The organism is Paenibacillus shirakamiensis (genome assembly GCF_017874255.1).
Taxonomy (GTDB): domain Bacteria; phylum Bacillota; class Bacilli; order Paenibacillales; family Paenibacillaceae; genus Fontibacillus; species Fontibacillus shirakamiensis.
In genome coordinates this window covers 40,074-51,428 of sequence record NZ_JAGGLD010000004.1, presented here as the reverse complement: position 1 = coordinate 51,428, position 11,355 = coordinate 40,074, and the positions used below count along the sequence as shown (strand labels likewise).

Below are 11,355 nucleotides of genomic sequence, written 5' to 3'. Positions count from 1 at the left end.
GATATTTTAGAGGTCATCCTTCGAGTAAGAGCAAGCAAAAACGGACACCGAATGGTGTCCGTCACTGATACTACTTATGGAGGCGAGGGGAGTCGAACCCCTGTCCGAAGGCAACGCCACTAAGGTGTCTACGGGTGTAGTCACGGTTTTGATGTCACCCAAGCAAGCGCCCCGTAACAGGCTATCGCTAAGGTCAGCCTGATTGTCTTCTTCAGCACACCCCAGGCGGAGATGTGACAGCGTATCCCACTATAGGTTAGCCCCTACATCCGGCACATGGGCGATGCAGGAGAGGAGCACGCTAACAGGTTATTAAGCTGCTAAAGCGTAGTTTGTTTGTTGTTTGCCGTTTAATAGGCTTTAGCGTTGATAAAGCGGACGCGTCCCCACTACCCGCTACCCCAGCTCGTACTACCCCCGTCGAATCCAATAACGCCCCCGAAATAAAAAGGGGTTCTGGATTAACTGAATAGCTACCAACTAAGGTGCATTCATCTTTTACAGATAATTCAGTATATCACATAGTTCACTTCAATGCGAAGGTGCTTGCTGGAAAGCTTGCCAACCACGTAGGTAATATATTTACCAAGCATATTTACTTTTAACCAAATTCAAAACATTTGAAAATCTTAATCTCAAACAACGTGAAAGTAATTACTGAAAAATCTATTCACCGAGCTACCTTCTGCTTTTCACGAAGCGCACGCTGGATGTCACGCTGAGCATCCTTTTTGGCAGCGGTATCCCGCTTGTCATATTGCTTTTTCCCTTTACCCAGACCAATCAAAAGCTTTGCATAGCCATTGCGAATATAGATCTTTAACGGCACAATGGAATAGCCTTCCTGCTTCGAGAGACCCAGCAGCTTGTGAATCTGCACTTTATGCATCAAGAGCTTGCGAGTACGCGTTGGATCGTCGGGATTGCTCCGATTCCCCTGCTCAAATGGACTAATATGCATGTTATGAATATGAATCTCTCCGTTACGAATTGTGGCAAACGCATCACCGATATTCGCCCGCGCCAATCGCAGAGATTTGATTTCGGTTCCTGTAAGCACCATGCCTGCTTCAAACGTATCCTCGATGAAGTAATCATGGGAAGCTTTTTTGTTCTGGGCCAGAACTTTACCTTCTGCTTTTTTACCCATGAGAGCCACTCCTCCAGTTGAATTCCAAACGTACTTCATACTAATACCCCAGCGACCTGCCTTGGAAACAAAAAGCGGGGTTTCATTTCTTATTGTAACAAAGCTAGAACAGAGTACGCAAGAAATGCCCTAGATTCCGCAATATCTGCCTAGCATGATAAAAAATATTTCCCTTATACCTTTCTTCAGCTGATTCCAATCATTCGATAATGCGTTCAAAAATAAGATCCACTGTAGATGCCTGACCTCCCGATATTAGAGGCATAGGCACTATACTATGTAGCTTCCATCCTTCTGCTGCATACTGCGTAATTACAGGTCTGTAGTCTTCCCTTAGTTTTCCACTAAAACCACCCGCCACGATACAGACATAATCATATTCATATTTCGGCATTCTTATTCTCCCCAACTCACGTGAATTTTTGTATTCTAATAGATAACACCATCTCAATGTTACTTGTTACTATACTATTTAATAAAATCCTATGCTTAGTAAAACTCTTTATATCCCCCATAATAATCCTCTTTAAAACCCATTTTTATTATCTAATTATCCAAGATAATCGTATATAAATACACATGTATAACTAAATTCATTTTTATATAGCGTAATGCATATTTCAAATTCAATGGTGGAGAGATTGCTATAATTCTCTTTGTTCTAGATTTTTCTTTTTTCTAAGAAATAAAAGAGACCACCCTGATGTTCAGAGCAGTCTCATAGTTAATAAGCAGTTCATTATTTTTTCTTTTTCTTGCGAGAGCCGCCGTCGCCTTCGATTACGGTATCACTACGCTTCTTGGATGAGGGTGTGGACGACTTCGATGGGCCTGACTGTGCAGAAGCACCTGTAAAAATGCCACCCTTGCCCTTCTTATTGCGACCACTCTTGCCTTCATTAATTCCACCAGAGCGATTCGCTCCGTCTCCCTTGCCAAGATCCTCCCGACTGCGGAACCTTGTGTTAGAGTCAACACCGCGAAGCTCGCTCGCTTGTTCCACGCCGCCCGAAGGCGCGCCATATCCGCCCTTACCCGAACCGAAGCCAAAACTCCGCTTGCCACCCGTAGATTTGCCTCGTTTTGACGAGTTGCTGCTACCAGCAGATGAAGCAGACTGTGTAGCTGGCCCACGTTGACCTTGCTCAGGGTTGGCATTAGCTTGACCACTCGTATTCTTAGTCCCGTTACGATCCTTTGCACGGCCTTTTCCAGCACCTGCCGAGGAGGTACCACGACTGTCGCCACCCTTACCTGGACGACCTTTACCGCCTTTACCCCGGCCTTCGAATCCCCCGCCACGCTTGTCCTTACCGCCTCGACCATCACCAAAGCCGCCACTTGGCCTGCCTTCTCGGCGATTCGGCTTCATATCGACCATCTCAAAATCAACCGTATGATCATCCATACTTACTTTGGAGACGCGAATTTTCACTTCATCTCCGATACGGTAAATCTTCGAGGTACGCTCTCCAATAAGAGCCATATGCTGCTCATGGAAATGATAGTAGTCATCGTTCATCGCACTTAGACGAATTAGACCCTCCACACTGTTCTCAAGTTCAATGAACATGCCAAAGCTCGTCACACTGCTAATCATACCGGTGAATTCCTCGCCGACTTTATCAAGCATGTATTCCGCTTTCTTCAGCGCCTCAACATCCCGTTCAGCATCTACGGCTACGCGCTCCCGTTCCGATGACTGCTGAGCAATATCTGGCATCCGGCTAGCCAAGTATTCTTGTCTCTTCGGTGTTAGCGCTCCTCCATTCTCGATAACTTCTCGCATCACCCTATGAATAACAAGGTCCGGGTAACGACGAATCGGAGAAGTGAAGTGGGAATAGAATTCTGCAGCTAGACCAAAGTGACCCGTGCTCTCCGCATCATATTTCGCTTGCTTCATGGAACGCAGCATCATAGTGCTTACTACGGTTTGCTCTTTCGTTCCTTTGATATCCTCTAACAAAGACTGAAGCGCCCGAGGATGAATCGTATTCCCTTTTCCTTTGACGGTATAGCCAAAGTTCGCAATGAAAGCCATGAAATTAGACAACTTCTCTGGATCGGGATCTTCGTGTATACGGTACAGGAAAGGAACCTTCATCCAGTGGAAATGTTCCGCTACGGTCTCATTAGCCGCTAACATGAACTCTTCAATAATCTGCTCGGCTATGGAGCGATCACGCTTGACGATATCTACCGCTTTGCCTGCTTCGTCTACAATAACTTTGGATTCTACAAAATCAAAGTCCACTGCACCTCGGCGCATCCGATTATTGCGCAGACGCATAGCGAGCTCCTCCATATCCTTGAAGGTCTGTACTAAATCCGCATAACGTTCGGTCACCTCAGGATCTTCTTCTTGGAGAATTTTGCGAACGTTGGTGTAGGTCATCCGCTCTTTCGTACGAATCACACTTGTGAAGACGTCGTGCTTCACAACCTTCATCTGTTCGTTAAATTCCATCTCGCAAGATAATGTGAACCGATCCACTCGAGGGTTCAAACTACAGATTCCGTTCGATAGGCGGTGGGGTAGCATAGGAATGACGCGGTCTACGAGATAGACACTACAGCCACGGCTGTATGCTTCGAGATCCAGCTTGGAATTCTCTTCTACATAATAGCCTACGTCTGCAATATGAACGCCGAGCCGAAAATGTCCATTTTCCAGCCTCTCCACATTCACAGCATCATCTAGATCTTTGGCATCTTCGCCATCAATTGTCACAATTACCTTATCGCGCAAATCACGGCGCTTCTGCCTTACAATCTCCGCTTCCTCAATAACTTCAGGGGCATTTTCAGCCTCCGCCATGACCTCTTCGGGGAACGCTTCTGGCAGTTGGTGTTTGCGTATAATAGATAAAATATCGATACCTGGATCATCCTTATGACCGAGCACCTCAATAATCTCACCTTCTGCCGCGGAGCGTCCTTCGGGGTAGCGAACAATCTTAACAACAACTTTCTCGCCATCCGATGCACCGTTAAAGCCACCTTTAGGTATGAAAATATCCTTGTTAATCCGTTTATCATCAGGCAGCACAAAGCCGTACGTATCTAAATTCTGAAATGCACCTACGACCTGCGTAACTGCACGCGTAATGATACGGACGACTTCACCTTCCAACTTGCCTCCGTTGCTACTCTTCGCCGTTACTCGGCCGAGCACAATATCCCCATTCATTGCGCTTTTGAGATCATTTGCATGAATATATACATCGGGATGTTCTTTATCGTCAGGAATGAGAAAAGCGAACCCTTTGGCATGCACTTGCAAACGCCCGCGCAAAAGGTCCATCCGTTCCGGAATTCCGTATCGGTTGGTTCGAGTGAGTATGATCTTACCTTCCTGCTCTAACTGATGTAGCAGTTTCAGGAATTCCTTAGCAACCGCGCTGTCTTGTAGATCAAAGTGCTCCTCAAGTTCCTGGTAAGTCATAGGTTTGTAGGCGGTGTCCCGCATAAAGCTAATACATTCTTGTTCCGTAATTGTCATCATTTCACCTCGGGATGGCTTGTACAAGTTGTGACCAGTTTCCTGAATTACCCTCCTTGTATATAACCTAGTATACACGAATTTGACCCAGAGCATCCGTATGAATGCAACAAAGCCTCCGTTTTCCAAAGAAAACGAAGGCTTTCGCTCAACACTATTTAGCAGATTCTACTTCTACTTGAGGTAGATCGCCACTATGATTGATAAAATAAAGAATCCAGCCGCAAGCCCGACAGTAACTCGTTCTAGAACAAGTTCCATACCGCGTGCTTTAGCTTTACCGAACAAGTGCTCAGCGCCGCCGGAGATGGCACCGGAAAGACCTGCGCTCTTACCCTTCTGCAGCAGTACAACCGCAATCAAACCGATGGAGAAAATAATAAGCAAGATCTTCAAAAATAATTCCATTCAATCCACCTCCTAAGCGTGATCACCATCTATGTGAACATAGGATGAATTTTCCGCATATAAACAGTACTCATATTGTATCATAGCCAATTCTTTAAGACAACAGATATTGCGATTACATTCCTCCATAAAAAAGAACCCCGCCTAAAGACAGGGTTCTTCGTTATGCAAACTTGAAGGCAAGCCTAAGCTTGATCTTTAACTTTGAAGTTTTTGAGGTTGTAGAAAGATCTTAGGCCGTTATACTGCGCAAGTTCGCCCAATTGATCTTCGATGCGAAGCAATTGGTTGTACTTAGCAATACGGTCTGTACGGGAAGGTGCACCCGTTTTGATTTGACCCGCATTTGTCGCCACAGCGATGTCAGCAATCGTGCTATCTTCAGATTCACCGGAACGGTGAGAGATAACGGCTGTATAGCCCGCACGTTTAGCCATCTCAATTGCATCAAATGTTTCTGTCAAAGTACCAATTTGGTTTACTTTAATCAAGATGGAGTTACCGATACCTTCTTCGATACCTTTACCCAGACGCTCTGTGTTCGTTACGAACAAGTCGTCTCCAACCAATTGGATTCTGTCTCCCAATTTCTGACTAAGCAATTTCCAACCTGCCCAGTCATCTTCGGAACAACCGTCTTCAATCGTGATGATAGGGTATTTATCTACCCATGATACAAGCAGATCTACGAATTCTTCAGAAGTGAAGGATTTGCCTTCGCCTTCAAGATGGTATTTGCCATCTTTGTAGAACTCTGTAGAAGCTACGTCCATACCTAGGAATACATCAACACCTGGTTTGTAACCCGCTTTTTCGATGGCTTCCATGATTGTAGACAATGCTTCTTCATTCGATGTGAAGTTTGGAGCAAATCCACCTTCATCCCCTACAGCTGTGTTCAAACCTTTGGATTGAAGTACAGCTTTCAAGCTGTGGAAAATTTCTGCACCTGTACGAAGAGCTTCTTTGAACGTAGGTGCGCCTACTGGCAATACCATAAATTCTTGAACGTCCACGTTGTTGTCGGCATGTTCGCCACCATTCACGATGTTCATCATCGGTACTGGCAATTGTTTTGCATTGAATCCACCAAGGTAGACGTACAATGGAAGATCCAAAGCATCCGCAGCTGCGCGTGCTACAGCCATGGATACCGCAAGAATTGCATTGGCACCCAATTTACCTTTGTTCTCTGTTCCGTCTAGGGTAATCATCAATTGGTCAATACCCAGTTGATCCAAAGCGTCCATACCAATCACTTCAGGAGCGATCAATTCGTTAACGTTCTCAACCGCTTTTAGAACCCCTTTACCTAGGTAACGGGATTTGTCACCGTCACGAAGCTCAACCGCTTCATGTGCGCCAGTGGAAGCGCCAGATGGTACAATAGCGCGGCCAATAGAGCCGGATTCGAGATATACTTCAACTTCTACCGTCGGATTACCGCGGGAGTCAAGGACTTCGCGTGCGTACACGTCAGAAATAATAGTCATTTTTTAGTTCTCCTTTAATTTGAATTGTGTCTTAATTACACGTTAGGATTCACACGGCTGGCAATCATTGATTGACCTGTCATTTCCGCAGGAAGCGGAAGTTGCATGAAGTCTAGAATCGTTGGAGCCACATCCGCAAGAATACCACCTTCACGCAGTATAACATCCTTGGATGTCACAATGAAAGGAACCGGGTTCGTAGTATGCGCTGTGAACGGACGTCCATTCTCATCGAATACCATATCTGCATTCCCGTGATCGGCAATAATTATAGTAACGCCGCCTTTTGCTAGCACAGCATCTACTACTTTACCTACGCACTCATCCGTTACTTCTACAGCTTTGATCGTCGGTTCGAGCATGCCTGAATGGCCTACCATGTCTGGGTTGGCAAAGTTCAGAATGATGGCATCATGTTTATCTGCCTCAATTTCTTTCACAGCTGCCTCAGCCACTTCGTAAGCACTCATCTCAGGTTGTAGATCATAAGTTGCTACCTTTGGTGAGTTGATGAGAACGCGTGTCTCCCCTGGAAGCTGAACATCACGGCCCCCGCTGAAGAAGAAGGTTACATGAGGGTACTTCTCCGTCTCCGCAATTCGAAGCTGGGTTTTCCCTTGCTGCACTAACACTTCGCCCAAGGTATTATCCAGATTTTTTGGTTCGTAAGCTACATATCCACCCACCGTCTCGCTAAACAACGTCAAGCAGACAAAATGTAGTCCAATAGGGAAGTTCAGTCCACGATCAAAACCTTGGAAATCCAGGTTCGTAAATACCTGTGACAACTGAATCGCACGGTCAGGACGGAAATTAAGGAAAATGACGGAATCTCCAGATTCCACCAAACCTACTGGATGACCAGCTTCGTCCACAATTACGGTAGGAATGACAAATTCGTCAAACACCGATTTCTCGTACGATTCGGTTACAGCTTTAATTGGATCTGTGTATTTCGGTCCTTCACCATGCACGATGGCGCGGTAAGACTTCTCTACACGCTCCCAACGTTTGTCACGGTCCATCGCATAATAGCGCCCTTGAACGGTAGCGATCTTACCTACGCCAACCTCTTCAATTTTCGCTACTAGCTTTTCCAAGAAGCCTTTTGCACTATCTGGAGCAACATCTCGGCCATCTAGGAAGGCGTGGATATACACTTCTTGCAGGCCTTCACGCTTGGCCATATCCAGCATGGCGAACAAGTGGTCAATATGACTGTGAACCCCGCCATCCGAAAGAAGACCATACAAGTGCAATTTTTTATTATTATTTTTAGCGTATTGAACCGCTTCGAGTAACGTTGGATTCGTAAAGAATTCACCTTCACGAATGGATTTGTCAATTCGAGTTAGATCCTGATATACAATACGTCCGGCGCCAATGTTCAAATGACCTACTTCAGAGTTCCCCATTTGACCAGCCGGAAGTCCTACAGCTTCACCGCATGCAGTTAATGTAGTGTTCGGATATTCTTTAAGATAACGATCATAATTGGGTTTGTTCGCCTGAGCTACGGCATTGCCTTCATCCGTTCCACGGAGACCGAAGCCGTCCATGATGATCAGGGCAACTGGTTTTGGGATTGCCATGTTACTTGGCCCCCTCGACCAAGGCAATATACGAAGCCGGCTGCAAGCTGGCACCGCCAACAAGCGCTCCATCAATATCGCTTTGACCCATATATTCTTTCACATTCTCTGGTTTTACACTGCCGCCGTACTGGATCCGAACATCTCCAGCTACTTTGTCATTGTAGAGCACTTTAATCAAGCTGCGAATATAAGCAATAACTTCATTTGCATCTTGGGAAGTGGAAGATTTGCCTGTTCCGATAGCCCAAATCGGCTCATAAGCTACGACTACTTGTGAAGCTTGGCTCTCGCTTAGCCCTTTAAATGCAGCTACAGTCTGTTCTTTAACCACATCTTTAGTCTTATCCGCTTCACGCTCTTCAAGCTTTTCACCAACGCATACGATTGGCGTAATGCCGTGTTTGAAGGCAGCATGTACTTTTTTGTTCACGACTTCATCCGTTTCCGCAAAGTAAGCACGACGCTCGGAATGTCCGATGATTACATAATCTACGCCTAGATCCTTCAGCATCACACCGCTGATTTCACCTGTGTAGGCTCCATCATCTTCAAAGTGAAGGTTTTGGGCTCCGATCTTAATGGACGTGCCTTTCGCTGCTTCAACCAAAGCCGGAAGGTTGGTAAAAGGTGCGCAAATTACGCTTTCCACGCCAGCTACTTCTGCTTTCCCTTTGATCTCCTCGAAGAAAGCTTTAGCTTCCGGGATGGTTTTGAACATTTTCCAGTTCCCTGCAATAATTGGTGTGCTCATCAGGCTCACTCCTTCTTATTCTTTCATAACTATCGAATGTTACATTTATTTATCGTTCAGGGCTTCTACGCCTGGAAGCTTTTTGCCTTCCATGAACTCTAGGGAAGCACCGCCGCCTGTAGAGATATGATCCATTTTATAAGCCAAATGGAACTTCTCAGCCGCTGCTGCGGAGTCACCGCCACCAATAATGGTATAAGCTTCTGTATTCGCACAAGCTTCTGCTACGGCACGAGTACCACCAGCAAATGGCTCAATCTCGAATACGCCCATCGGTCCGTTCCATACAACAAGCTTGGAATTTTTAATTACATCTGCATACATTTCCCGTGTCTTCGGTCCGATGTCTACGCCTTCCCAGTCAGCAGGAATGCCATCGATACCAACGATGTCTGTATTCGCATCTGCACTGAAATCGTCAGAAATCACGATATCTACAGGCAGAAGGAAGTTCTTGCCGAGCTTCTTCGCTTTCTCAATGAAACCAAGAGCTACGTCAATTTTATCTTTATCAAGCAAAGATTGTCCTACTTCATGACCTTGAGCTTTGAAGAACGTATAAGACAGTCCTCCACCGATAAGAACGTTGTCTGCAAGTGTCAAGAGGTGATCGATGACATCGATTTTATCTTTAACTTTAGAACCGCCGATAATCGCTGTGAATGGACGTTCTGGATTTGTAAGTGCTTTGCTAAGTACGGAAAGTTCTTTCTCCATAAGTAGGCCAGAGACCGCCGGAAGAATGTGCGCAATGCCTTCTGTCGAAGCATGTGCACGGTGAGCAGCGCCGAATGCGTCATTCACGAACAGGTCTGCAAGTTCTGCGAACTGTTTAGCTAGCTCTGGATCGTTCTTTTCCTCGCCCGGGTAAAAACGGACGTTCTCAAGTACAAGCACATCGCCATTATTAAGTGCATCTACTTTAGCTTTGACTGCCTCACCTACAGCTTCATCTGCTTTAGCTACGGGTTTGCCGAGCAATTCAGATAGACGTTCTGCTGCGGGTGTAAGACGAAGGGATTCCACGAACTCGCCTTTTGGACGGCCTAAGTGACTCGCCAAAATAACTTTTGCACCCTTTTCAATCAAATAGTTAATGGTAGGCAATGTCTCGCGAATACGGGTATCATCTGTAATTTTACCGTCCTCGAGGGGTACATTGAAATCCACACGTACGAACACACGCTTACCGGCTACTTCTACATCACGTACACTTTTCTTGGTCATCTCCACGTTCCTCCTAAGTTCTTCTATGATCGCTACAAGGTCAAGATGTGCTCCTATGCTATGCCTGTTCTCTGTCTAATGTATACATCCGTACATCTTAAGTATGGGTAAAAATCATGAACCAAAGAGGAGTCCCCAACCGAAGTTGGGACTGCTCCTCTTTGTGTTCTTTTGTTGCTGTATAATTATTGGGATTTCTTAGCGAAATATTCCAAAGTACGAACCAATTGTGCAGTATAAGACATTTCATTGTCATACCAAGCTACAGTTTTAACCAATTGCTTGTCGCCAACAGTCAATACTTTAGTTTGTGTTGCATCAAACAGGGATCCGTAAGTGATACCGATTACGTCAGAAGATACGATTTCGTCTTCAGTGTAACCGTAAGTTTCTGGGTCGGAAGCTTCTTTCATAGCTGCGTTGATCTCATCAACCGTTACGCTCTTCTCAAGAACGGTAACCAACTCTGTAAGGGAACCTGTAGGTACAGGTACACGTTGAGCCGCACCATCAAGTTTGCCTTTAAGTTCTGGAATAACTAGGCCGATTGCTTTAGCTGCGCCAGTAGTGTTAGGGATGATGTTCTCAGCTGCTGCACGAGCACGTCTGAAGTCACCTTTCGCATGTGGAGCATCCAATGTATTTTGGTCACCTGTGTAAGCGTGAATTGTAGTCATCAAACCTTCAACGATACCGAACTTATCTTGAAGTGTTTTTGCCATAGGCGCCAAGCAGTTTGTTGTGCAAGAAGCACCGGAAATTACAGTCTCGGAACCATCCAAGATTTCGTGGTTAACGTTATATACTACAGTCTTCATTTCACCAGTTGCTGGAGCAGAGATTACTACTTTTTTAGCTCCGCCTTTAAGGTGAAGTTCAGCTTTTTCTTTATCTGTGAAGAAACCTGTACATTCAAGAACGATGTCTACGCCAAGCTCGCCCCAAGGCAATTCTTCAGGGTTACGGTTAGCTAGAACTTTAACTTCTTTACCGTTTACTTTGAAGAAACCGTCATGTACTTCTACTTCGCCATCAAATCTACCTTGCGTAGTATCATACTTAAGCAAATGAGCCAACATTTTAGCATCAGTAAGGTCATTGATAGCAACTACTTCAATACCTTCCACTTTTTGAATACGACGGAAAGCAAGACGACCGATACGACCAAAACCATTAATACCAACTTTTACACTCATTGAATAGTTCCTCCCAGAAATCGTTTTTTT

General features: G+C 45.4%; 9 protein-coding genes and 1 other RNA gene. All 10 read right to left on the bottom strand.

What is annotated here, in order from left to right; translation table 11 throughout:
* Positions 1-74 precede the first annotated feature (74 nt).
* Positions 75-440, bottom strand: a transfer-messenger RNA (tmRNA) gene (gene ssrA / locus J2Z69_RS12180).
* A gap of 230 nt (positions 441-670) precedes the next feature.
* On the bottom strand, positions 671-1,150 hold the full coding sequence (gene smpB / locus J2Z69_RS12175) for an SsrA-binding protein SmpB (protein WP_209862842.1): 480 nt from the start codon (positions 1,148-1,150) through the stop codon (positions 671-673).
* 199 nt (positions 1,151-1,349) lie between these two features.
* A complete protein-coding gene (locus tag J2Z69_RS12170) occupies positions 1,350-1,544 on the bottom strand; it encodes a DUF4177 domain-containing protein (protein WP_209862839.1) in 195 nt (64 codons plus the stop codon).
* Positions 1,545-1,889: 345 nt separating this feature from the next.
* Entirely contained in the window at positions 1,890-4,655 is a 2,766-nt protein-coding gene (rnr, locus tag J2Z69_RS12165; RefSeq protein WP_209863537.1) for a ribonuclease R, read from the bottom strand.
* A 174-nt stretch (positions 4,656-4,829) separates the two neighbouring features.
* A complete protein-coding gene (gene secG / locus J2Z69_RS12160) occupies positions 4,830-5,063 on the bottom strand; it encodes a preprotein translocase subunit SecG (RefSeq protein ID WP_209862836.1) in 234 nt (77 codons plus the stop codon).
* A 185-nt stretch (positions 5,064-5,248) separates the two neighbouring features.
* Positions 5,249-6,556, bottom strand: coding sequence for a phosphopyruvate hydratase (gene eno / locus J2Z69_RS12155; protein WP_209862833.1), 1,308 nt, complete (start codon positions 6,554-6,556; stop codon positions 5,249-5,251).
* Positions 6,557-6,591: 35 nt separating this feature from the next.
* Entirely contained in the window at positions 6,592-8,148 is a 1,557-nt protein-coding gene (gene gpmI / locus J2Z69_RS12150) for a 2,3-bisphosphoglycerate-independent phosphoglycerate mutase (protein ID WP_209862830.1), read from the bottom strand.
* Position 8,149: 1 nt separating this feature from the next.
* On the bottom strand, positions 8,150-8,902 hold the full coding sequence (gene tpiA, locus J2Z69_RS12145; protein ID WP_209862827.1) for a triose-phosphate isomerase: 753 nt from the start codon (positions 8,900-8,902) through the stop codon (positions 8,150-8,152).
* A 45-nt stretch (positions 8,903-8,947) separates the two neighbouring features.
* Positions 8,948-10,129 carry a phosphoglycerate kinase gene (locus J2Z69_RS12140; protein ID WP_209862823.1) on the bottom strand — a complete coding sequence of 394 codons (1,182 nt, stop codon included), beginning with the start codon at positions 10,127-10,129 and terminating at the stop codon, positions 8,948-8,950.
* Positions 10,130-10,314: 185 nt separating this feature from the next.
* Positions 10,315-11,325 carry a type I glyceraldehyde-3-phosphate dehydrogenase gene (gene gap / locus J2Z69_RS12135; protein WP_209862820.1) on the bottom strand — a complete coding sequence of 337 codons (1,011 nt, stop codon included), beginning with the start codon at positions 11,323-11,325 and terminating at the stop codon, positions 10,315-10,317.
* Between the last annotated feature and the right edge of the window lie 30 nt (positions 11,326-11,355).

Coding starts and splice junctions, on each gene's coding strand:
- secG (WP_209862836.1), bottom strand. CDS start 5,063: ATGGAATTATTTTTGAAGATCTTGCTTATTATTTTCTCCATCGGTTTG.
- smpB (WP_209862842.1), bottom strand. CDS start 1,150: ATGGGTAAAAAAGCAGAAGGTAAAGTTCTGGCCCAGAACAAAAAAGCT.
- eno (WP_209862833.1), bottom strand. CDS start 6,556: ATGACTATTATTTCTGACGTGTACGCACGCGAAGTCCTTGACTCCCGC.
- rnr (WP_209863537.1), bottom strand. CDS start 4,655: ATGACAATTACGGAACAAGAATGTATTAGCTTTATGCGGGACACCGCC.
- J2Z69_RS12140 (WP_209862823.1), bottom strand. CDS start 10,129: ATGACCAAGAAAAGTGTACGTGATGTAGAAGTAGCCGGTAAGCGTGTG.
- gap (WP_209862820.1), bottom strand. CDS start 11,325: ATGAGTGTAAAAGTTGGTATTAATGGTTTTGGTCGTATCGGTCGTCTT.
- J2Z69_RS12170 (WP_209862839.1), bottom strand. CDS start 1,544: ATGCCGAAATATGAATATGATTATGTCTGTATCGTGGCGGGTGGTTTT.
- tpiA (WP_209862827.1), bottom strand. CDS start 8,902: ATGAGCACACCAATTATTGCAGGGAACTGGAAAATGTTCAAAACCATC.
- gpmI (WP_209862830.1), bottom strand. CDS start 8,148: ATGGCAATCCCAAAACCAGTTGCCCTGATCATCATGGACGGCTTCGGT.